This window comes from Bacillus sp. GC_Bacil_1, assembly GCF_026540675.1.
GTDB lineage: Bacteria > Bacillota > Bacilli > Bacillales > Bacillaceae_G > Bacillus_A > Bacillus_A cereus.
This window is the reverse complement of the sequence record NZ_JALNUG010000013.1, coordinates 13170-36685: the sequence shown is the minus strand read 5'-3', so window position 1 is coordinate 36685 and position 23516 is coordinate 13170. Positions and strand designations below refer to the sequence as shown.

Sequence of the window (23516 nt, the reverse complement as noted above, 5' to 3'; positions counted from 1 at the left end):
TTATTCCACCTCCGTCTCCATAATCATTTCATTTTCTAAAATATTTCCTTCTTCTTGCATGCCAAACTGTACATTGCGTTCAATCCATTTACGGCGCGGTTCTACTTTATCGCCCATTAATGTTGTAACGCGACGCTCTGCTCTTGCTGCATCATCAATTTTCACGCGAATTAATGTACGCGTTTCAGGATTCATTGTTGTTTCCCATAATTGATCCGCATTCATTTCACCAAGCCCTTTATAACGTTGTAACATATAGCCTTTTCCAACTTTTTTCGTTACACCGTCTAATTCCTCATCTGACCAAGCGTATTCAATTACTTCACTCTTACCTTTTCCTTTACTTACTTTGTATAAAGGAGGGAGTGCGATAAACACTTTACCCGCTTCGATAAGTGGCTTCATATATCTGTAGAAGAACGTTAATAACAATACTTGAATATGAGCTCCATCCGTATCGGCATCGGTCATAATTACAACTTTATCGTAGTTAATATCTTCAACATCAAATTCATTTCCTACACCGCCGCCAATCGCATAAATGATTGTATTAATCTCTTCATTTTTAAAGATATCAGCAAGCTTTGCTTTCTCTGTATTAATTACTTTACCACGTAATGGTAATACGGCCTGGAAACGACGGTCTCGTCCTTGTTTCGCTGAACCACCAGCAGAGTCACCCTCTACTAAATACAATTCGTTTTTCTGAGGATTACGTGATTGTGCAGGTGTTAACTTCCCGCTTAACGTACCTTCTGATTTTTTCTTCTTCTTACCACTACGTGCTTCTTCTCTCGCTTTACGAGCAGCCTCACGTGCTTGCGCTGCTTTAACTGCCTTTCTCACAAGAAGTGTAGCTACATCCGGGTTTTCCTCTAAAAAGTAAGCTAAATGCTCTGAGACAATGGCATCAATAGAAGAACGAGCTTCACTTGTACCAAGTTTCCCTTTCGTTTGTCCTTCAAACTGAAGTACTTCTTCTGGTACACGTACAGAAACGATAGCCGCTACACCTTCACGAATATCTGTACCTTCTAAATTTTTATCTTTTTCTTTTAATAATGAAACTTTACGAGCATACTCATTGAACACACGCGTCATTGCTGTTTTAAATCCAGCTTCGTGTGTTCCACCATCTTTTGTACGTACGTTATTTACAAACGAAAGAATATTTTCTGAGTAACCATCATTAAACTGGAATGCTAGTTCTGCTTCAATCCCGTTTTGTTCACCAGTGAAATATACAACCGGGTGAATTGAATCTTTTTCTTCGTTTAAATATGAAACGAAAGCTTCGATTCCTGTTTCATAATGAAATATATCTTCTAAATCATTACGTTCGTCTTTTATCGAGATTTTCATTCCTTTTAATAAGAATGCAGATTCACGTAATCTCTCGCATAATGTTTCATAATTGTAATTTGTCGTGCTGAAAATCGTTGTATCTGGTTTGAAGTGCATTGTCGTACCAGACTCTTTTGTTTTCCCGATTTTCTCTAACGTCGTTGCAGGAACGCCACCATTTTCAAAGCGTTGTTCATAAATGTTACCATCACGTTTAATTGTTACTACTAACCATTCTGACAAAGCGTTTACAACTGATGCCCCAACACCGTGTAAACCACCACTCGTTTTATAGCCACCTTGACCAAACTTACCACCTGCATGAAGTACAGTTAAAATAACTTCAGGTGTAGGTTTCCCAAGTTTATGCATTCCCGTAGGCATTCCTCGCCCTTTATCTATAACGCTAATACTATTATCTTTATGTATTACGACTGAAATTTCGTCGCCAAATCCCGCTAACGCTTCGTCAACGGAGTTATCTACTATTTCATATACTAAATGATGCAATCCACGGCTATCCGTACTCCCGATATACATACCCGGGCGTTTTCGAACGGCTTCAAGTCCTTCTAACACTTGAATCGCATCTTCATTATATTGGAACTGATGCTTCGCCAAACTCCTTGCCCCTTTCCTAATCCAAAATCAGAACATATGTTTCTATTATAGAATAACGCCTCGACTATAGTTTTGGCAAGTTATCTTATCTCTTTTATATACCATCTTCAATAGAAAAATCCTTGTTTTCTCACAAGGATTCCTCTAGGCTACTATTTCAGAAAAATAATCGTTTGTCAACGAGAAATGGATATGTATTCCAAGATTACACATTCCAAACCTTTATTATGATCCAAATGATCAAGATCCAAAATGGGATTACAAATAACAATCCCCAAAAACAGCCTTTAAAAAATCTCATGATGAACACCTCGTTCATCGGCCCTACTTATCTATAATGAGGGCTGAATCAATCTTTCTACTTTTAAATCTATACTATTTTGTCATCGCATGTTCTACTTTAATACAACGATCCATTATTACAGTATAGTCTTTTTCTTTTAAAAGTTTATATGTATCTTCATCTTGTACTCCTAATTGTGCCCAAAAAACATCTGCATCAATCTCTACAAATTCTTTTGCAACACCCATTAAAAACTCTGAGCGACGAAATACATTTACTATGTCAACGTGTTCCTTAATATCCTTTAGTGAAGAAACTGCCTTTTCTCCAAGCACCTCATCTACTGTTGGATTAACTGGAATAATACGGTATCCAGCATCTTGCATTGCTTTTGAAACCATATACGATGTACGTTCTGGCTTATCTGATAATCCAACAACCGCAATTGTTTTGCTTTTCTTTAACACTTCACCAATTTCCGTACGAGTTGGGTTTTCAATTGTCATAATTAATCCCTCCTATTCCTTTAGTATAGCCGATAAAGAAAGTCTCTTTCAATATGAAAGAGACTTTCTTTTATTTCGATTATTGATTCTTTGTAGCTGAATTATCTGCTAAAGTAGCCGATTTCGTCATTTTTTGACCGTTACGGTAGAATGTAACTTCTACTTTCTCGCCTACTTTTTTCTTTTCATATAAATATTTACGGAATTGAAGTGAGTTTTCTACTTTTTGATCATCTAATGCTACTACAATATCATATTGCTCTAAACCAGCTTTTTCTGCCGGTGATATTGGGTAAATTTTACCTAATACAACACCATTCGTTACTTCTTTCGGTACTTTCAATTGATTGACTGCATAAGCTTGCACATCTTCTAACGAAACGACACCTACTCCAAGAGCTGGACGTTTTACCACTCCGTCTTTTTCAAGTGATTCAATAACTGGCTTTGCGATATTAATTGGAATAGCAAATCCAATTCCTTCAACTTCTTGCTGTGCAATTTTACTTGAATTAATCCCAATTATTTCACCATTTTGGTTAAATAATGCACCACCACTATTACCTGGGTTAATCGCTGCATCTGTTTGAATAACTTGTGCTTGCCAATCTGGTCGTTTATCGCCATCAATATCAACTGGAATTTCACGTTCTTTACTACTAATAATGCCTTCCGTTACACTTCCATCAAATCCTAGTGGGTTACCGATTGCAATTGCTTTTTCACCCGCACGGATTTTACTTGAGTCACCTAAAGTTGCAACTTTATTCACATTAGAGCCGTCAATTTCAACAACAGCTAAATCTAACCAAGGATCTTTCCCTACTAACTTTGCATCTACCTTTTTACCATCACTTAGTTTTACAGCAAGTTTATTTGCACCATCTACTACGTGGTTGTTTGTTACAATATATGCTTTATTTCCTGCTTTTTTATAAATAACACCTGATCCTGAACCAGCTTGTTGTTCTTGACCTGTCGGTTGCATTGCAAATGGATCAACACTTTGCTGCATATTAATAACACCTACAACAACGTCTTTCGCTCCTTCAATCATACCAGGTAAATCAGTTTCATTTTTCGCTTTATTTACAACAGGAACTACAGTACCTTCTACTTTTGAATCCGAACTAAATGATGATACTGGTGCTCCATTATTTTGAGCCCATGGCATATATGGTGCTGCAAAACTAATCGAAACCGCTCCGACTACAGCTCCCACTAAACCTGTGAAGAAATAGCCTTTTTTACTACCTGATTTTCTCACTTCTCTCGTTTCACTATGCTCTTCATTTAAATTTGGTCCGTCGTAATATCCCATGTTTTATTTCCCCTCTCTGGTGAATTCGTATTTTCAGTATAGTCACGTTTTGTGTCCTTCTTGTGAACTCATCGTGAAATCCAATTTAAAAAATACTCCTATCTAACATTGTAGACAAGAAAAGTATTTTTTGTACATTCTACCTTCAAAAGAGAGTATAAAATCGCCATTTTCCTAGGCTAAATTACACAAATCGTTCTAGATTATTCTTCAAATTTATAACCAACTCGAATAACAGTACCGATATGCTTCGCTTTATCTCCTAACTTATTTCGAAGTTTTTTAATATGGGTATCAACCGTTCGGTCATCACCGTAATAGTCATATCCCCATAACTGGTCTAATAAATGTTGACGTGATAACACAATTCCTTTGTTCTCCATTAAATACACAAGAAGTTCAAATTCTTTATGTGTCAATATAATTTCTTCTCCATCTACTAAAACAGTTCTAGATAGACGATTCACTTCTATTCCAGCTAAAGACATAGCATTTTCTTCCGCTACTCCTACCGCACCATCCGCACGTTTCAATAACGTCTTTGCACGAGCTACTAATACTTTCGGGCTAAATGGTTTCGTTACATACTCGTCTGCACCTAATTCGAAACCTAGCAATGTATCATCCTCATCCGAACGCGCTGTCAACATAATAATTGGTACTGCTGATTCTTTTCTAATTCGTCTACAAACAGACCATCCATCTATTTCCGGTAACATAATATCTAACATAATTAAATCAATTTCATGCTCTGCAAATAACTCTAACGCTTTTTTCCCATCTTCTGCTTCGATTACTTCAAAGCCTTCATTACGAAAATAATCACTAACAATTTCACGTAATCTTCTTTCATCTTCAACAAGCAATACTGTTTTATTCATATAATCTATCCCGCCTTTTTACTCTTTCAATCGAATAATACGTTGATTGGAGCTTCCGCGAAATGGAAGTGTTAAATCTTTTTTCTCAATTTCAAACCTTCCATCGACTAAAACATCCCCATAATGTAACAACTCTATCATATCATTATTTTGAGAACTCTGTATCTCTTCTAACGTATAACCTGTATACATCCATAGGTTTTTTTTCAAATCTTTCACGATTTTTGCTACCTTTTTCACTTCAGCAGCTTGAAAAAATGGATCTCCACCTGAAAATGTTACATCAGTTAATGGATTACTTGCAATCTCTTTCACAATTTCTTCTACTGTCATTTCCGTTCCGTTGCAAATATTCCACGATTTTGGATTATGGCAACCGACACAACGATGCGGACAGCCCGCAAAAAACACGACTGTCCGCAATCCTTCTCCATCTACTACACTATCATGAATAATATTCATCACTTTCATTTATGTTTCACCCGATCTATCTCTTCACTACGTTTCGCACTATTCCACTTCGACATATCTCCTACAAGATAGCCTGTTATGCGGCGAATTCTTTCTATATTAGCCTCATCTTCATTCCCGCAACTTGGACATTCATTTCCAATAACCCCGTGATAACTACAGCACTTACAACGGTCAACAGGATGATTAATTGAACCGTATCCAACGCCATGTTCTGCCATGGCTTGTACAATTTGTTTTAATGCCTTTTTGTTATGCATCGCTGCTCCGTCCAGTTCAATATACGTAATGTGTCCTCCATTACAGAGAGCATGGAACGGGCCTTCTAAACGGATTTTATTTATCGCTTGAATGTTATAATAAACTGGAATATGGAATGAATTCGTATAGTAATTATGGTTCGTTATACCGCTAATTACGCCAAATTCTTCTCTATCTTTTTTCACAAACTTTCCTGATAATCCTTCTGCTGGAGTTGCAATTATCGAGAAATTCAGTTGATGTTCTTCTGTCGCTTTATCCATTCTATCTCTCATAAAGGAAATAATTTCATACCCAAGTTTCCATGATTCTTCATCTTCCCCATGATGCTTTCCTGTTAAAGCTACTAAACATTCCGCAAGACCGATAAAACCAACACTTAACGTCCCTTGTTTTAAAATCGAAGCTACGGAGTCTTCAGGCTGCAATGCTTCTCCACCACGCCATACACCTTGTGAATATAAAAACTGAAAATCTCTTGCTCGCTTCGTACATTGATACGCAAATCTTTCTAATAACTGCTTAATTCCTAAATCTAAATAGTAGTTTAGCGCTTCAAAAAATGCTTCTTTTGAACCACTAATTAACGCTAATTTCACTAAATTGATAGACGTAAATGATAAATTCCCTCTACCAATCGCTGTTTCTTCTCCATGTATATTAGACATAACACGGGTACGACATCCCATGTAACATACTTCACTTTCTGGTCTTCCATCATAATGCACTGCATTAAACGGAGCATCTAAAAATGAAAAGTTAGGGAATAATCGCTCTGCAGTTGTCTCTAATGCTAATTCAAATAAATCGTAATTCGGATCACTTTCTTCAAAATTCACACCTTTTTTCATCTTGAAAATTTGAATCGGAAAAATTGGTGTCTCTCCTTTACCAAGTCCAGCTTGTGTTGCTTTTAATAGTTGTTTAATTAACATTCTTCCTTCTTTTGATGTATCTGTTCCGTAATTAATAGAAATAAACGGGACTTGTCCTCCGCCCCTACTATGCATACTATTCGAATTATGAACGAAAGCCTCACACGCTTGATACGTATCATTTTCCGTTTCTTTCCATGCAAATTCTTCTATTTGTTCTTTCGTAAGCGGATATGATTGTAATCGTTTTTTATGTCTCTCAATTGTTTTTCGTACATAAGGTGCTAAATCAATATCAAAGAGTGCAAACGATTGACCGCCATGCTGCATATTTTGATTCGCTTGAAAAATAATAGACGAAAGAGCCAATGCACTTTTAATGTCTTGTGGTTGTCTCATATGTCCATGTCCAGTATGAAAACCGTTAGCAAGCATTTGCGCTAACGGAATTTGCGAACAAGTCGTCGTTCCTGTCGCATAAAAATCTAAATCATGTGGATATAATATATTTTCATTTATCGCTTTTTTCACTTGATCTGACAATAAATTCTCAACAGCATAATATTTTGCACTCTCAGATGCGAACGTTCCCATTACACCCATTGGAGAGCGGCCGTCTACATTTGCATTTTCTTGCATTAAATCTTGTTCATTGCCGTGGACTATCGTCTCGAACACTTTCATTAATTCTTCTCCACGTGTATTATTTTGTAACATTTATAACCCTCCACCAATATGTTGTTGTCTTTTGATTAAAATGTTACTACATATAGTCTTGCTGTTTCTGTGAGAAATGTAACATTACTGTGAAATTTTTTTCACGAAATAATGAATTTTTCATTTACAAAAAAGAAATGTGCTCTTTACAAATGTATGGTACAATATACGGGAAAAACTCTTTTTACCCTTTATCAACACATTTGAATAAAGGAGACTGAACTTATGGTTACTACATATCTTTTATTTATCGTTGCCTACTTGCTTGGCTCGATTCCATTTGCACTAGTTGTTGGAAAAATTGGCTACGGAATCGATATTCGTGAGCACGGGAGCGGTAATCTAGGCGGAACAAACACATTCCGTACATTAGGGAAAAAAGCAGGTTTTACCGTTACAATTGCTGACATTTTAAAAGGGACATTAGCAACAAGTCTACCAATGATTTTCGGATTAGATATTCACCCACTATGGTTCGGGTTAGCGGCTGTTCTTGGACATGTCTACCCGATCTTCGCGAAATTCCGTGGTGGTAAAGCAGTTGCAACTTCTGCTGGGGTGCTATTATGCTATTCACCAGTTGTTTTTGCAATATTGGCTGTTGTATTTTTCACCCTTTTATTTACAACAAGATACGTATCACTTTCTTCTATGGTAACAGCAGTTGTTGCTGTTATTGCATCCATTGTTAGCGGGGATAAAATCTTCATTATTGCGATGTGTTTATTAGCAGGTATGGTTATTTATAAACACCGTGCAAATATCGGACGAATTATAAATAAAACTGAACCAAAAGCAAACTTTTCAAAAAAGCAAAAATAAGATCGTAACCCACATAACGCAAAAAGAAAACGTGAAGCATATTAATAGCGTCTTTTTGCGTTATTTTTTATACTAAAGAAAAAGCAACATAACTTGGAGGAACTATACATGAATCTTTCCGTAACAAAAGAAGCAGCACAATGGTATAAAACTGAATTAAACTTACAATCAAATGAAACACTACGCTTTTTCGTACAATACGGTGGTTGCAGTACTGTGCAAAAAGGACTTTCTTTAGGTATTCGTAAAGATGATCCTGCACACCCTGCTGTTCAAATTCAAGAAGAAGGTATTAACTTCTTTATTGAAGGCGATGATGAATGGTTCTTCGATGGACATAATTTATCTGTTACACTTAATGAAGGTGACGACTTCCCACAATTTAATTATGAAAAATAAAAAAGCGCGGCTTCTGCCACGCTTTTTTATTTTTTCTTAATTTCCTCATATTTCGCATACCACTCAGGATATAACTTTTTAAATGATACAGGGCGGAATCCTTCTTTTTTCGCACAAATATTCGTCGTACTTGCAGTAATACAAAGATCACCATCACCATTATATATTTCATATCCATATACAACGCGAAGCGGGCTCACAGTATCTACCCATGTTTTTACGATTGCCTTTTCTCCATAACGCATCGCTTTACGATATGAAATTTGTAAATCTAACACAGGAGAAATAATTCCTTCTTTCTCCATTTCAACATATGAAAAACCTAAATCTTGTATAAGTTTCGTGCGACCTAACTCAAGCCACACTAAGTAGTTTGAATGGTAAACAACACCCATTTGATCTGTTTCCGCATAACGGATTTCAACTTCATGTTCTGCTACAAACATATGTATTCGCCTTCTTTCACTTCTGCTACCTTGCATACATTTAATCATAATACAGTGACATCAAAAATAAAATAAAAACAGTGAATCTTTTACTGAAAGGAGCCAGCATATGATTCAAATTGTAACTGTTCGTAGTGGTGATAGCGTATATAGCTTGGCATCAAAATATGGATCAACACCTGACGAAATAGTAAAAGACAATGGACTAAATCCAGCTGAAACGCTCGTTGTTGGTCAGGCACTTATCGTTAATACGAAAGGAAATAATTATTATGTACAGCCTGGTGACAGCCTATATCGAATTTCTCAAACATATAATGTCCCCCTCGCTAGTTTAGCTAAAGTTAATAATTTATCTTTAAAATCTATTCTCCATGTCGGACAACAATTATATGTACCAAAAGGCACAAAACGAGCTGTAGAATCCATCGCTTATTTACAACCTTCAACTATACCGATTAAAGAGAGTTTAGTTAATGCGACACGCGCCATCAATCCATTTTTAACATACTTAGCCTATTTTAGTTTTGAGGCAAAAAGAGATGGCACATTAAAAGAACCTACTGAAACAGCTAAAATTGCTAATATTGCAACGCAAGGTAAAACAATCCCTATGCTCGTTATTACAAATATTGAAAATGGTAATTTCAGTGCCGATCTAACATCAGTTATTTTACGCGACGCAACGATTCAAAACAAATTCATTACTAACATTTTGCAAACAGCTCAAAAATATGGCATGCGAGACATTCATTTCGATTTCGAGAGTGTAGCACCTGAAGACCGCGAGGCGTATAATCGCTTTTTACGAAATGTAAAAACACGCTTACCTAGCGGGTACACATTGAGCACAACTCTCGTACCGAAAACAAGTTCAAATCAAAAGGGAAAATTTTTCGAAGCTCACGATTATAAAGCGCAAGGGCAAATTGTTGATTTCGTCGTCATTATGACATATGACTGGGGATGGCAAGGCGGTCCACCGATGGCGATTTCTCCTATCGGTCCAGTGAAAGAAGTACTTCAATATGCAAAATCTCAAATGCCTCCACAAAAAATTATGATGGGGCAAAATTTATACGGGTTTGATTGGAAGCTTCCATTTAAACAAGGAAATCCACCCGCAAAAGCAATTAGCTCTGTCGCAGCTGTTGCACTAGCTCGTAAATATAATGTTCCTATTCGTTATGATTTCACAGCCCAAGCTCCTCATTTTAATTACTTTGATGAAAACGGCGTGCAACACGAAGTTTGGTTTGAAGATTCACGGTCTGTTCAAAGTAAATTCAATTTAATGAAAGAACAAGGTATAGGCGGTATTAGTTACTGGAAAATCGGTTTACCATTCCCGCAAAATTGGCGTTTACTCGTTGAAAATTTTACGATTACGAAAAAAGGCTGACAAAAGTCAGCCCTTTTTTTCATATTACTGCTAAAAACTCATCTTTCATTTCCTCACAAAAAAGAAGAATGATAACATTCTCCTTTTTAACCGTTATCAACAATCGGTTGTTTACCTGTTTGATCTTGCATTTGCTTTCCTTTATTTCCACCAGCTTTTTTCGATTGTGTTCCAATATGATTTGGTGCAAAGTCTTTTGAATTTTTTTTCGGATTACCCATTACTATCGCCTCCTTAACACTAGTATCGTACTAGCGTTAAGAATTATTCAGCTTGCTTAAAAAGTTTCATTTCATAACGTTTTTCGATGCGCTCTTCAATGCGATCAATTGCATCACGATCGCTTAATAATTGTTGTTTATTTTCATTTACAAGTTCTTCAAACGATTTACGGCGACTTCTTCTCATGTTGTTCACCCTCTCTCCTTCACTTTCTTATTACATAGTATGAGCAAACGAAAAACTCTTTAATCAGATTTGTAAGAAAATTTTATGTTTTGGTACTCCTAAAAAAACTCCGTGTACAATATATTGCACACGGAGTTTTTCATACCATAATATTTAAATACTCTTTCAACTTTTCATCTGCATTCATTTCATTTTCTTTATAATCATGAAGCGCCTGTAATACAAAATCATACTGCTCTAAAATATAACTTTCTAATTTCATAACATCCTCTAAGCTATTAAGCATAATTCTCGTATTACCAACTTCACTTTTTAACGCCGGTTCACATTTTAAACTTGTACATATTTCTTTCACATCTTCTTCTAATATCTCTGTTAATACATATTTCTTTCGCCCTTTTACCTTTAATCTCATAACTGGATAAAAAGCTTTTATATCTAAATAACTTCCTACGTTCATACAACGTAGCCATTCTACATTACGCTTATTACGTGCAAGCATTTCTTTCACCGCTTCGTATACTACGATTTCATCAAGTGAGACCTTATTTACTTTTCTCTGTCCTTCTTCTTCAATAGCTGCACACTTTTGATAAACAGCTGCACACGTAATGCAATCGTCAAATGCATTATGAGAGCTTAAACGAATTCCAAGCATTCGCTTTAACGTTTCAAGTTTATGATTAGGCGCATGCTTCATGTATTTCTTCGCTAAAAATACAGTATCAATTACTTTATTTTTAGGTTCAGGTAGCCCTAGCATATTTACATTACTTTTCAAAAAGCGCATATCAAAAGAAGCATTATGGGCCACAATAACATTTGTATGTAAAAATGCTAAAAATAAAGGTAATACCTCTTCAATCGTCGGTGCATCTGAAACACGATAATTGGTAATACCGGTTAAACTCGTTATTCGGTCCGGAATTGGTCGCTCTGGATTCACGTATGAAACAAATTGATCTACCAGTTCATGATTACGATATTTCACCGCTGCAACTTGAATAATTTTATCATTATAAGGGTTAAATCCTGTTGTTTCAAAATCAATTACAACATAATCTAACGGTAAGGATACATTCCCCACTCCATACACTCCTTTATCTCTAAACGATTATATTTCTTACATCATATCATGAAGTTATTACTACTTGAAAAAGAAAAGGCAGAAATGGGAACTCTCCACCTCTACCTTTTCACCATTATTTTAATTTAGCAACCCTTTTCTCCATCTCTTTTTGCGTCATCGGCCCAATAAACTTATCTTGAATGACACCTTTTGTATCTATAAAATACGAAGTTGGAATCGTAATTACTTTATACGCTGTTGTCACATCAATGTTCTTGTCCAATAAAATAGGAAAAGTAATTCCTTTTTCTTTAGCAAAATTGCTTACCTTTTCTTCCCCCCCACCTTTTTCTGAAGGCGTATAGTTGATTGCTAAAATTTCTACGTTTTCTTTATGTTCTTTATAGAAAGCCTCCATATCCGGCATTTCTTGTTGGCAAGGTCCACACCACGTTGCCCAAAAGTTTAAAATCACTTTCTTTCCTTTTAAATCTGATAGCTTTACATTCGTTCCATCTAACTTCGTTAATTCGAAGTCTGGCGCACTCTTCCCTATTTCAATACCATTACTTGCAATCATCTCTTTCATAGCAGCTTCACTTTGTTCTTGCTCCCCTTGTACCATCTGCTCTTTTTTACCAAACTGTTCATAAGCTGCATATCCCGCTAAACAAAGTAACACTACAATAATCGTAAGCTTCCGCCACATGTTATATCACCCTAACGTATTTATCTTCTTATAACTTAATTACTCAAATACTATATACCTTATTTTAGCTTATACGGACAAGCTTGGAAATATTCAGAGTCGAAATAATTAGAATATTCTCATTTGAAGTGTAATCTTTTCCTTTTTATCATATAATTAGAAAAACAGATGAAGTGTTGTTTATCTTCTTATGGGCCCATTCACCTTTTTACTTTCGTAGTTATATAAACTTCAACAAAAGGGGGATTTTTTATGAATTCATTCGAAAAAATAACATTATATATTCTTAGTTTTCTTTTATACCCAATCGGTATTATTACATGGATCATTTCACTCTTTAGTAACGATCTTGAAAAAAAGAAAGTAGGGCGTATTTGTCTTTACATCTCTCTAGTCTCATTCGTCCTTTTCTTAATCCTTGGAATTGCAACTTTCCTTATGACTGCTACTTTTAACGTAGATCTAAATCATTCAGAATCTATCCAATATCAAATAAATGATATTGAATAAAGATAAGGGCGCTGCTCTTATCTTTATTCACATCTCTTTCAAAATGAATGACTATTTATTAATTTTTCAGGACTTCCACATGCAACAATACTTCCTTCTCTCATTATGACAACATGATCCGCTAGTATCACTTTCTCTACATCATGTGTTGCCACAATTCTCGTTACATCTCTTCCTAGTCCTTCAATCATATTCCAAACAGTTTCTTGATTACTCGGATCTAACCCCGCAGTCGGTTCATCTAAAATAATAAGATTCGGATTTGAACCAATCGCTCGTAATAATGCAAGACGTTTTCTTTCTCCTCCCGAAAGCTCTTCTCCACTTTTATGTAGTACAGTTTGAATCCCCTTAGGTAAATCTCTAATTATCGGCTTCATATTTATAAGGTCAATATTTTTTTCTAATTCGTTTTCTAAATACTCCTCCCGGAAATACATATTCTCTTTTACTGTCGTCCGAAAGAAACGAGGTTCTTGCCACACTGTAGTCATTCGAGCCTTTTGACCATAATAAACAACACTACCGTTAGATGGTTTATACAAACCTGTCATTAATTTTAAAAGTGTTGTTTTTCCTGCACCACTTTCTCCGACAATGATAACGAATTCACCAGGATTAATTTGCAAATCAATATTATTAATTCTACATTTCTCTTCTTCACTCTCCTGAAATGAAACATTTGTTATTATCATCCCCATCGCTCTTTCTACATTACTATCTGCCACTCTTTTATCTAAAAAGGAAAAAACTCTATTTGCCGAAGCGACTGCAACTTGTGTCATCATTAATAAATCGCCCACGTAACGGACTGGGAAAAAGAGCATTTCAATTGTAGCTAACACTGCAACAAGTGAACCAACTTCCATTTCCCCTTTCATTATTTTTTGTGCGCCTACAATGAGAACAACGATATATGCTCCTGTTTCAATCACTGTTCCAACTACTCCAATGCAATGTTGCATCATCGTCTTCTTTACTTCCGATTTATAAGATTGTGCCGTTACTCCTTTAAATAAGCGAATGGCCCATTTTTCTTTTTGTACACTACGTAAATCTTGTATACCCTTTACAAACTGTGACACCATCTCTACAACACTCGATTGATTTTTTTGAGCAATGCTTGCAATATCCCTTACCTTTTCTCCCATCAGTATTGGAACAATTGCACTGAAAAATAAAAACGGAGTTACCCACAATATAAACTGTATATCTATATGTTGTAGTGCTATGAAAGCTCCAATAAATTGGGCAATAGCGTGTATATACTCTATTAATATAGAACCATATAATCTGACCCAGTTCGGAATATCAGATACGACCAAAGTTTCTAACTCCCCTTGCTTAATCTTCTCACTCTCTTCAAACGGTAATGAGAAATAGTGACGCAATAATTCTATACGTTTCGTTTGTAATATACGTTGACTGGCTTTTGAGCTTATATAATCAAATAAAAGATTGTTCGTCCACATTAAAAAGCGAATACCCGCAAACAAAGCTATATATAAATACGCACCTTTTAGCTCCCTTTGAATAAGATTGTCTACAATTAATCCCATGAAAATTGGGCGTGATAAATTTAAAATAGCAGCAATTATCCCACTACATACAGCTGCCATTACTAATATTTTCTCTTTTCGTAACGGCCACAATATTCTTTTATATTCTTTCATGACGTTCCCTCCACTTTTCGTAGTAAAAAGAAAGGGATGAAACCATATGGTTTCATCCCTTTCCATAAAATAAGGAAGCTAACTATTGTTAGCTTCCTTATTTTTCATTTCAATTATTTAGTTTGACACTTTTGACTCTTCGATTTTCTCACGAAGAACCATTTGCAGAATACCACCGTGACGGTAGTAGTCAATTTCTACTTCACTATCGAAACGAGCTACTACTTCAAATTGTTTTTCGTTGCCATCTAAATCAGTTGCAACTACTTTTACAAGATCGCGCGGTCTAACTGTTTTGTCAATTTGAATTTCAAATGACTCGTTACCAACAAGACCTAACGTTTCAGCACTTTCGCCATCTTTAAATTGAAGTGGTAATACACCCATTAATACTAAGTTACTGCGGTGAATACGTTCGAAGCTTTCTGCGATTACTGCTTTAATACCTAATAAGTTAGTACCTTTCGCAGCCCAGTCACGAGAACTTCCCATACCGTAATCTTTACCAGCAACAACTAGAAGACCTGTTCCATCTTCTTTATATTTCATAGCAGCATCATAGATTGATGTTACTTCACCAGTTGGCCAATATGTTGTATATCCACCTTCTGTTCCTGGTGCGATTTGGTTTTTAATACGGATGTTTGCAAATGTACCACGCATCATAACTTCATGGTTACCACGACGAGAACCGTAAGAGTTAAAGTCAACTGGTTGTACGCCGTTTTCTAATAAGTAGCGTCCAGCTGGTGTGTGCTTACCAATTGAACCTGCTGGTGAAATGTGATCTGTCGTTACAGAATCACCAAATTTACCAACTATGCGTAAACCTGATAACGTTTCAACTTCACCTGGCTCTTTAGATAAACCTTCAAAGAATGGTGGGTTTTGAATGTATGTTGAATCATTATCCCAAGTATATAAAGCTTCGTTTGAAGTTTGGATTTCATTCCAACGCTCATTGCTGTTAAATACTTGTGCATATTCTTTCTTGAACAGTTCAGATGTAACAACACTTTGAACTACATCTTCAATTTCTTTAGCTGATGGCCAAATATCGTTGAAGTAAACAGCATTGCCATTTGCATCTTTACCGATTTCATCATTTTTCAGGTCAATATCAACAGTACCTGCAAGTGCATATGCCACAACAAGTGGTGGTGATGCTAAGTAGTTTGCTTTTACAAGTGGATGAATACGACCTTCAAAGTTACGGTTACCAGATAAAACAGATGTTACTAATAAGTCGTTTGCTGCGATTGCTTCTTCTAATTCTGGCGCTAATGGACCAGAGTTACCGATACAAGTCGTACAGCCGTAACCAACTGTTTGGAAACCTAATTGATCTAAATATGTTGTTAAACCAGACTTATCTAAGTACTCTGTAACAACTTTAGATCCTGGTGCTAATGATGTTTTTACGTACTCAGGTACTACAAGTCCTTTTTCAATTGCTTTCTTCGCAACTAGACCTGCCCCAATTAATACATATGGGTTTGATGTATTTGTACAGCTTGTAATTGCAGCGATTGCAATTGCACCTGTTTTCATCGTTACTTCTTTATCTTCTAATGTAACCTTCACTTCTTTATCGAACTCTTGCTCATTAAATCCAAGTCCTTGTGTTCCAACTGGTGCTACAACAGCTTTGTGGAACGCATCTTTCATATCTGAAAGTGGAATTAAATCTTGTGGGCGTTTCGGTCCAGAAAGGTTAGATTCAATTGTATTTAAATCAATTTCAACCAGATCAGTGTAGATTGGATCTTTACTGTCTGCTGTATAGAATAAACCGTTCGCTTTACAGTATTCTTCAACAATACGAATTTGCTCTTCATCTCTACCTGTTAAACGTAAGTATTCTAATGAAATATCATCGATTGGGAAGAATCCACAAGTTGCGCCGTATTCTGGTGCCATATTTGAAATTGTTGCACGGTCAGCTAAAGGCATGCTCTTTAGTCCATTACCGAAGAACTCAACAAATTTACCAACTACACCTTTTTGACGTAATACTTGTGTTACTTTTAATGCAACGTCTGTTGCTGTAGTACCACTTGGAAGTGTGCCAGTTAATTTCACACCGATTACTTCAGGTACTGGGAAGTATGAAGGCTGTCCAAGCATTCCTGCTTCTGCTTCAATACCACCAACGCCCCATCCAAGAACGCCGATACCGTTAATCATTGTTGTATGTGAGTCTGTTCCAACTAATGAATCTGGGTATGCAACTAAGTCACCTTCAGCATTTTTCACAGCATGAACAACTGGTGCTAAATATTCAAGGTTTACTTGGTGTACAATGCCTGTAGCTGGTGGAACTGCACGGTAGTTATCAAATGATTTTTGTGCCCAGCTTAAAAATTTATAACGTTCTTCATTACGTTTAAACTCTAAGTCCATGTTGAATGCAAGCGCGTCTGCCGTACCCGCTCTATCAACCTGTACAGAGTGGTCAATTACAAGGTCTACAGTAATTTCAGGATTAATTTTGTCAGGATCCCCACCCATGTCTGCCATTGCTTTACGAAGCGAAGCCAAATCAACAACAGCTGGAACACCAGTGAAATCTTGTAAAATTACACGAGATGGTTTAAATGGAACATCGATATCTTGCACATCTTTCGTTCCCCATTTCGCTAAATTTGTAACATGCTCTTCTGTGATTACACGTCCGTCTACTTGACGAAGTACTGATTCAAGTAAAACTTTCACGGAATATGGTAATTGAGATACGTTGCCAACCCCTGCATTTTCAAGCGCTTTCAAATCATAATAATGATACGTTTTTCCATCTACTTCAAAAGTTGCACGTGATTGAAATGGATTATGTTTGACCATTATGTTTCCCCCCTGTTAAACGTGACTAAGTTGTCTGAATATAAAATGTAGACAAACTTTTCAATACCTTACGATAATATCTTATTACAACTTTCTAAATAAGTAAATAATAAGAAACTTATAGATTATCATAAGTTTTCTTTATGTTTCTAAATTTGAATAGCTTTCATGCTCCTTATGAATACTATTATCATAAAGTAAAGTGCTCTATCAGCGGTTTACTTACAGTTCATACATACTATGAACTGCTCATCATTCAACATACAAAAAATGTTATAGAGGTGAAATAAAATGGGTAAAAGAAAAGCAAATCATACTATTTCAGGAATGAATGCTGCATCTGCACAAGGACAAGGAACTGGTTACAATGAAGAATTTGCAAACGAGCCTTTAACTCCAGCAGAGCGACAAAATAATAAGAAACGTAAAAAGAACCAGTAAAGAAAAATCCCAAAAGGTCTATTTTCCTTTTGGGATTTCTTCTAATGTTTATAACGTAGTAATTCCGAAACCGTTACAAATCGATAGCCCTGTTTTTTCAGCTCAGGTAAAATTTTTGCTAGTGCTGCTACCGTTTGACTACGATCATTCCCTCCATCATGTAACAATACAATATCGCCACTTTTAGCATTTTTCACTACATGATTTACAATGGATTCAACCCCTGGATTTGCCCAATCACGCGGGTCTTGATGCCACGACCATAGAACGGTTTGATAGCCAGCCTCTTTCGCTGTTTTAAATACAGCATCGTTAATATATCCGCCAGGAGGACGGAATAGCAAAGGTTCTTTCACCCATTTTTCAAAAAATTTCTTTCCATCTAAAATATCATTTTCTAATTTTTCATCTGACGAATTACTTGCGTACAAATGATTCATCGTATGATTTCCAATTTCATGTCCCTCTTTTAACACTTGCTTCACTAAATATGGATTACGCTGAACTCGAAATCCAATCATAAAAAATGTCGCTTCCGCCTTATATTGACGTAATAAATCTAAAACTTGTGGTGTATACGTTGGATCTGGCCCATCATCAAATGTAATTGCAATAATTTTTTCATTATTAGGTACTTCCCATGTTACATAACCAGTTGGTTCTAACTCTTTTCTGAGCAACATTTTCGCTTCCACTTTTTCCACTTGAAATATATGTACTGCACATAGCAAAGAAAAAACTAATAGAAAAATTTTCTGTTTTAGCATAACGTTCACTAAAGCAGCAAGGTTGTCGAATAAACAACAACCTCATTTACTTTTCTAATTGATCTACATTTCGCATTATATTTTGGAGATTATTTTCATATTGCTCAAGTTGTGGACGTTGTGTTTCTGAAGCTACCTCTAGTGCATTTTGAATTTGTTCATATGCTTCCTGGACCTCTTGGCGTAACTCTTTTAAATCATGACCGTAGTTAGGGTCATTTTTCACAATATTATTAAATGCATTTTCTGCTTGTGTAACTCCTTGCTGTGCCGCTTGAAAGGCTTGTTGCTTATCTTTATGATATGGCATTATATAATCCCCTTTCTATAATTGTTAGTCCCCTTTATCTTTACCTTTTTTTCTAAAAACATTCTCGTATAAAATCGTCAACTTCTCTCATTCTAAAAAGAAAGAGGAGGTGTCATATACAATGGGAAAAAACAATCGTGAAGCGAAAGAAAAAAAAGGACAACCTGAACCATTAAGCGGATCTCATAAAGTAAAAAACCGTAACCATTCACGCCAAAAACATCATGCGCATCATGATATGTAAAACAAAAAGTGCACACTAGCTATCTTTTCCACATACAATGTTTATATTTTTCCATTTATTCTTCACCCCTAATTCATTCATGCATAACATGATATGAATTGATATTTTACGGAGGGTGTCTTACATGGGCAAGAAAAAGAAGAATTGTCTTTTTCATGTTGATGGTTTCGAAGAATGGATGGATCAATTTTGTTCCGATTCTTATAGTAACTTTAGCTTTCCAAATCAAATTCACATCGATCTTTGCGAAACCGAAGAAGAATATATTTTGGAAACAGATGTACAAAATGTCACGGAACAAAATGTACTCATTAAAAAGTTAGAGACAGGCCTAGCTATATGCATACTTCATAAAAACATTTCCTTACAACGAACAATCCCTTTACCTACTACTATCATTTATAAAAAGATGCTAGCCTGCTTAGAAAACGGATTTTTAGCCATTCATATTTCCAAAAATGAAGTTGCTGATAAGCATGAAAAAAAAGTTCTTTTTTCAAATTAAGAGTTAATATAATTCAAACTAAGCCCCAGTTGGTTACTGGGGCTTATGTTATTTCGCATGCATTTCTATATTAGAATTTCTATCATATCTTTTTTTCGATAAACCTTTTGTAACTAAAAGCACAGGAAATGCCACAGTTGAAAATATAGCTAGTGCTGAAAATACCGCAAACCCATTTTGGTACCCGTAGTAATCGAGAAGTACTCCTCCGAACCACGGACCTATTACTGCTCCAATTCCCGAAAAGCCCATCGCACCGAAGTATGTTCCTTTTAGATGCGCAACAGCAATATCATCAATAAATACATCCGTCATCGAAAACATTAAGACTTCTCCAATTGTAAAAATAATTGTACAAACGGCAGCACCTAGCATAGATTCTACTATTCCAAAGCCAAATAATCCCCCGCTCACAAATAAAGTCCCAACCATAATTGATGTTAACGGTGTATACTTTTTGCACATTTGAATAACAGGGTATTGGATCATCACTACAACAATTGCATTTAAAGCGAGCATATATGAGAATAGCTTCACCCCACCCTCAAATATATGTGCATTTGCAAAATATTGAGATACTGTCGTCGTTAAATGTGAAAAACCGCAATTACTCAAAATAATACCGACTAAAGCAACTAAAAATACTATATCTTTTCGCAATATACGTATTGCATTTAGCATTGTAACAGGTTTTTCTTTACTCAATTTCTTTTTTTCCATTGGATACTTCTTAAATTGGAACGCTAATATAGCTGTATATAGAATATATACCCCAGCTGCTACTAAAAAAGGAATTGTTGATTTTGCACTTCCAATCTGTAATCCAACAATTGGTCCAATTGCAACTCCAACATTTATTGCACCGTATCGTAAATTATAGACGAGTAACCGATACTCAGGCTTTGTTAAATCTGATAATAATGCTCTTGATGTTGGCTCAAAAAACGACCTACATAATCCATTTAAAGCGTTTAATAAAAAGAAACTTAAAACATGATCCGCAAGTGAAAAACCTATAAACACAAAAATCCAAACGATCATGGACCAGAGCATAATCGTTTTCCGGCCAAATCGATCTGATAAATTCCCTCCGATAAAACTAGCAAAAACACCAACAAGTGCACTCGTTCCGATAATAGCACCAGTCATTCCAGCTGATACACCTTTAACAGTCGTTAAATAAATCGCTAAAAAAGGGATACTCATTGAAGTTGCAAACCTAGCAAACAATGTCCCTAAAATAATACTCATTCCAAGCGGATGAATATGCTGTAACTTCCCCTTCATCGTTAAACCTACTCTCTCTATTTTCACAAAAAAAAGAAAGCAAAGGATCTGCTTTCTTTTCCTTTTTCTATACTTGAGCTGTTGATACCCGAGTTGTTCTCGTTATGTCCATATCAATTCCATATGTGAACTGTAATTCTTTACACACATCTTTAATTAAGATTGCGACATTATACTTTTCATTAAATTGTAAAACTATGTTTTCTACTTCTTCATATGTATACTTATATTCCCCTGTAATGACACTTTTTAGATCAAAGCATTCGTTAATACAAAGTTGTACAAGTAGCTGGTCATATTTCTCTATTACATCTTCTTTCTTCCAAAGTAACTCTTTTACATATAATCGATCAAACTTCACACTTTCTCGATTACAATCCGTTAAAATCCGGGTCATTTCGTTTAATTCTCGATATAATTCGGAAATATTTCTACTTAAACTAAGCAGTTTATCTACGCCGTTTTCATATAACATATTTATTCCACCCCCGCATTTTCTTTCCCTTATTATAGCAAGAAAATTCTAAAAATAGTTTCTTTCTTCTGAAATATTAGGAAACTAATTTCAATTGCATTACAATGAAACTAGTTAATGCGAGAGGAGAAAGAAAATTGGAGCACAAATTATATTACACTGACGCTTATAAGCAAGACTTTACTACTAAAATTATAAAGCAAGATTATGATAAAGACGGTAACTTATACGTTATTTTGAATGAAACAGCATTTTATCCGACAGGTGGCGGACAACCATATGATACTGGTACATTAAATGATATCAATGTAATCAATGTAGAAGAGATAAACGGAGAAATTCGTCACTACATTGCAGAACAATTACATACAGAAGACGTAGAAGGTAAAATCAATTGGGAGCGCCGTTTTGATCATATGCAACAACATGCAGCTCAGCACATTTTATCTGCTGCTTTTTGGGACCATTTTAACATGCCTACAATTGGATTCCATCTTGGTAAAGAAACAGTAACAATTGATTTAGAAACAGAAAATCTTCATGCAGAAACGGTTGAAAAAGCAATACAAATTGCAAACAAAATTGTTTTTGAAAACCATCCAATCCGCATCCAGTGGATGAACTTAGAAGAAGCGAAAACGTTGCCCCTTCGTAAAGAACCGACTATGACAGAAAATATACGGGTTGTTATTATCGAAAACTTTGACTACAACGGCTGTGGTGGAACGCATCCGAAACGAACTGGTGAAGTTGGTCCTATTCAAGTACTAGGATGGGAGCGCAATAAAGGTGGTATACGCTTAACGTTTATCGCTGGTTGGCGTACACTTAAATTAATGGAACAACAGCAACAAATTATGAAAGATGTTTCTAAACAATTAAACAGTAGCGAAACTGATATTCCAGCAAAAGTGGCGCAACTGCTTACTTCTCAAAAAGAAAACGAAAAAGCAATACAAACAATGAATGAAAAATTATTATTTGCAGAGGCAAATGAACTACTTCTACAGCCTATAAAAATTCATGCTGACATACTTATTTCTAAAGTATTTACAAATCGTTCTATGCAAGAAATCGCAAAGCTTTCCGCTATTATTACAGAACAACAAGAGCATGCAATTACGTATTTCGTCATCGAAAATGATGACAAACTACAATGTATTCTCGCTTGCGGAAAATCAGTATCACTCGATATGAATGCTCTTTTAAAAGACGCTCTTCCTACAATCGAAGGAAAAGGTGGCGGAAATAAGAAGAGTGCTCGCGGTGGCGGGAAAGCAATTATGAGCGGAGATGAATTTTTAAATCAGCTTGTTTCTTCTTTACAGTCGGCGGTGTAAAGCATTTTTAGTAAGGATAGCTAACAGCTATCCTTACTCTATAGTTACAGGCCAATATTTTGTTTCAATCCTTGGTAACTCCCTGCATTTGAAAAACCTTCACTTATAAGAGTTATAAAAGTTTCCGAAAAACCATAATGACTTAAATCTTTAATCGGCACCATTTGCACATCATGAATTGGATTATGATCAAATTCATTAGAGGGTAACATAATTTCCCCTGTAAGCTTTTCAAGTAGAAATGTAATATGTAATAAAGATGGACTGGCATCCGGTTTATCACAAACATAGAGTAGCTTCTTAATTTTAACTTCTAATCCCGTTTCTTCTCTCATTTCTCTAATCATCGCCTCTTCTAACATTTCACCATTCTCCACTCTTCCTCCAGGTAAAGACCAATTCCTATTAGCAACTTTTTGCTTTACTAGCAATACTTTTTCATCTTCAATTAAAATTCCCGTAACTCGAACTTGCATTACATTTTCCATATGTAATCTCCTCTTCCCATTATATTTACAAATTAACCCTTCCATAAAAAGAACATACGTTTTATAATTGAAGAAAATTATGGAAGAAAGTAGTTGTTAC

Annotated in this window: 26 protein-coding genes; 8 read left to right on the top strand and 18 right to left on the bottom strand. The window is 35.7% G+C overall.

Going from position 1 to position 23516, the window contains the following annotated elements:
• The 6 genes from parE to OXT04_RS19585 form a co-directional block, all read right to left on the bottom strand.
• A complete protein-coding gene (gene parE / locus OXT04_RS19610; RefSeq protein ID WP_001062197.1) occupies window positions 1-1965 on the bottom strand; it encodes a DNA topoisomerase IV subunit B in 1965 nt (654 codons plus the stop codon).
• Window positions 1966-2340: 375 nt separating this feature from the next.
• Window positions 2341-2754: a CoA-binding protein gene (locus OXT04_RS19605; protein ID WP_000151392.1), complete on the bottom strand. Its 414-nt coding sequence runs from the start codon at window positions 2752-2754 to the stop codon at window positions 2341-2343.
• 79 nt (window positions 2755-2833) lie between these two features.
• Window positions 2834-4075, bottom strand: coding sequence for a S1C family serine protease (locus tag OXT04_RS19600; RefSeq protein ID WP_000542643.1), 1242 nt, complete (start codon window positions 4073-4075; stop codon window positions 2834-2836).
• Window positions 4076-4278: 203 nt separating this feature from the next.
• Complete coding sequence (locus tag OXT04_RS19595; protein ID WP_001044679.1) at window positions 4279-4956, bottom strand: response regulator transcription factor; 678 nt, start codon at window positions 4954-4956, stop codon at window positions 4279-4281.
• A gap of 18 nt (window positions 4957-4974) precedes the next feature.
• Window positions 4975-5427, bottom strand: a complete 453-nt coding sequence (gene nrdG / locus OXT04_RS19590; protein ID WP_000867078.1) for an anaerobic ribonucleoside-triphosphate reductase activating protein — start codon at window positions 5425-5427, stop codon at window positions 4975-4977.
• A complete protein-coding gene (locus OXT04_RS19585; protein ID WP_000940082.1) occupies window positions 5424-7280 on the bottom strand; it encodes an anaerobic ribonucleoside triphosphate reductase in 1857 nt (618 codons plus the stop codon). The genes nrdG and OXT04_RS19585 overlap by 4 nt, the downstream gene beginning before the upstream one ends.
• 225 nt (window positions 7281-7505) lie before the next feature.
• Here OXT04_RS19585 and plsY point away from each other — a divergent pair, with 225 nt between their 5' ends.
• Window positions 7506-8102, top strand: a complete 597-nt coding sequence (plsY, locus tag OXT04_RS19580; protein WP_000258974.1) for a glycerol-3-phosphate 1-O-acyltransferase PlsY — start codon at window positions 7506-7508, stop codon at window positions 8100-8102.
• Between the two features lie 108 nt (window positions 8103-8210).
• Window positions 8211-8501 (top strand): HesB/YadR/YfhF family protein, encoded by a 291-nt coding sequence (locus OXT04_RS19575; RefSeq protein ID WP_001054455.1) that lies wholly within the window; start codon window positions 8211-8213, stop codon window positions 8499-8501.
• A 26-nt stretch (window positions 8502-8527) separates the two neighbouring features.
• Here OXT04_RS19575 and OXT04_RS19570 read toward each other — a convergent pair whose 3' ends face one another.
• Window positions 8528-8947, bottom strand: a complete 420-nt coding sequence (locus OXT04_RS19570; RefSeq protein WP_000495808.1) for an acyl-CoA thioesterase — start codon at window positions 8945-8947, stop codon at window positions 8528-8530.
• A 109-nt stretch (window positions 8948-9056) separates the two neighbouring features.
• Between OXT04_RS19570 and OXT04_RS19565 the strand changes: the two genes are divergently transcribed.
• A complete protein-coding gene (locus OXT04_RS19565; protein WP_000614858.1) occupies window positions 9057-10349 on the top strand; it encodes a glycoside hydrolase family 18 protein in 1293 nt (430 codons plus the stop codon).
• Window positions 10350-10435: 86 nt separating this feature from the next.
• On the opposite strand, the gene sspN is transcribed toward OXT04_RS19565, so the two are convergent.
• From sspN to OXT04_RS19545, 4 genes are all read right to left on the bottom strand, one after another.
• On the bottom strand, window positions 10436-10570 hold the full coding sequence (gene sspN / locus OXT04_RS19560) for an acid-soluble spore protein SspN (protein WP_000527987.1): 135 nt from the start codon (window positions 10568-10570) through the stop codon (window positions 10436-10438).
• Window positions 10571-10613: 43 nt separating this feature from the next.
• Entirely contained in the window at window positions 10614-10757 is a 144-nt protein-coding gene (locus OXT04_RS19555; RefSeq protein WP_001254699.1) for an FbpB family small basic protein, read from the bottom strand.
• Between the two features lie 139 nt (window positions 10758-10896).
• The gene (locus tag OXT04_RS19550) at window positions 10897-11844 is read right to left on the bottom strand and encodes a 3'-5' exonuclease (protein ID WP_065229193.1); all 948 of its coding nucleotides are present in this window, start codon (window positions 11842-11844) and stop codon (window positions 10897-10899) included.
• Window positions 11845-11959: 115 nt separating this feature from the next.
• Complete coding sequence (locus OXT04_RS19545) at window positions 11960-12535, bottom strand: TlpA family protein disulfide reductase (protein ID WP_000269064.1); 576 nt, start codon at window positions 12533-12535, stop codon at window positions 11960-11962.
• Between the two features lie 252 nt (window positions 12536-12787).
• Here OXT04_RS19545 and OXT04_RS19540 point away from each other — a divergent pair, with 252 nt between their 5' ends.
• Entirely contained in the window at window positions 12788-13045 is a 258-nt protein-coding gene (locus OXT04_RS19540; RefSeq protein ID WP_001083875.1) for a hypothetical protein, read from the top strand.
• 38 nt (window positions 13046-13083) lie between these two features.
• Here the strand turns inward: OXT04_RS19540 and OXT04_RS19535 are convergent, their stop codons facing one another.
• Together OXT04_RS19535 and acnA are read right to left on the bottom strand one after the other, a co-directional pair.
• On the bottom strand, window positions 13084-14718 hold the full coding sequence (locus OXT04_RS19535) for an ABC transporter ATP-binding protein (RefSeq protein ID WP_086387325.1): 1635 nt from the start codon (window positions 14716-14718) through the stop codon (window positions 13084-13086).
• Window positions 14719-14835: 117 nt separating this feature from the next.
• Window positions 14836-17559: an aconitate hydratase AcnA gene (gene acnA / locus OXT04_RS19530; protein WP_063246457.1), complete on the bottom strand. Its 2724-nt coding sequence runs from the start codon at window positions 17557-17559 to the stop codon at window positions 14836-14838.
• Between the two features lie 291 nt (window positions 17560-17850).
• Here acnA and sspO point away from each other — a divergent pair, with 291 nt between their 5' ends.
• Window positions 17851-18000 carry an acid-soluble spore protein SspO gene (gene sspO, locus OXT04_RS19525; RefSeq protein ID WP_000518057.1) on the top strand — a complete coding sequence of 50 codons (150 nt, stop codon included), beginning with the start codon at window positions 17851-17853 and terminating at the stop codon, window positions 17998-18000.
• Window positions 18001-18041: 41 nt separating this feature from the next.
• Here sspO and pdaB read toward each other — a convergent pair whose 3' ends face one another.
• Complete coding sequence (gene pdaB / locus OXT04_RS19520; protein WP_061665781.1) at window positions 18042-18767, bottom strand: polysaccharide deacetylase family sporulation protein PdaB; 726 nt, start codon at window positions 18765-18767, stop codon at window positions 18042-18044.
• A 46-nt stretch (window positions 18768-18813) separates the two neighbouring features.
• Window positions 18814-19077 carry a hypothetical protein gene (locus OXT04_RS19515; RefSeq protein WP_001146295.1) on the bottom strand — a complete coding sequence of 88 codons (264 nt, stop codon included), beginning with the start codon at window positions 19075-19077 and terminating at the stop codon, window positions 18814-18816.
• 121 nt (window positions 19078-19198) lie between these two features.
• Here OXT04_RS19515 and OXT04_RS19510 point away from each other — a divergent pair, with 121 nt between their 5' ends.
• Together OXT04_RS19510 and OXT04_RS19505 are read left to right on the top strand one after the other, a co-directional pair.
• A complete protein-coding gene (locus OXT04_RS19510) occupies window positions 19199-19321 on the top strand; it encodes a small acid-soluble spore protein P (protein ID WP_000517649.1) in 123 nt (40 codons plus the stop codon).
• A gap of 124 nt (window positions 19322-19445) precedes the next feature.
• Entirely contained in the window at window positions 19446-19826 is a 381-nt protein-coding gene (locus OXT04_RS19505; protein ID WP_000516758.1) for an Hsp20/alpha crystallin family protein, read from the top strand.
• A gap of 48 nt (window positions 19827-19874) precedes the next feature.
• On the opposite strand, the gene OXT04_RS19500 is transcribed toward OXT04_RS19505, so the two are convergent.
• Window positions 19875-21113: an MDR family MFS transporter gene (locus tag OXT04_RS19500; protein ID WP_267416831.1), complete on the bottom strand. Its 1239-nt coding sequence runs from the start codon at window positions 21111-21113 to the stop codon at window positions 19875-19877.
• 67 nt (window positions 21114-21180) lie between these two features.
• Window positions 21181-21588: a hypothetical protein gene (locus OXT04_RS19495; RefSeq protein WP_000965149.1), complete on the bottom strand. Its 408-nt coding sequence runs from the start codon at window positions 21586-21588 to the stop codon at window positions 21181-21183.
• Between the two features lie 137 nt (window positions 21589-21725).
• Between OXT04_RS19495 and OXT04_RS19490 the strand changes: the two genes are divergently transcribed.
• Entirely contained in the window at window positions 21726-22928 is a 1203-nt protein-coding gene (locus OXT04_RS19490) for an alanyl-tRNA editing protein (protein WP_151527221.1), read from the top strand.
• A gap of 44 nt (window positions 22929-22972) precedes the next feature.
• Here the strand turns inward: OXT04_RS19490 and OXT04_RS19485 are convergent, their stop codons facing one another.
• Window positions 22973-23416: an NUDIX hydrolase gene (locus tag OXT04_RS19485; RefSeq protein ID WP_000432571.1), complete on the bottom strand. Its 444-nt coding sequence runs from the start codon at window positions 23414-23416 to the stop codon at window positions 22973-22975.
• Between the last annotated feature and the right edge of the window lie 100 nt (window positions 23417-23516).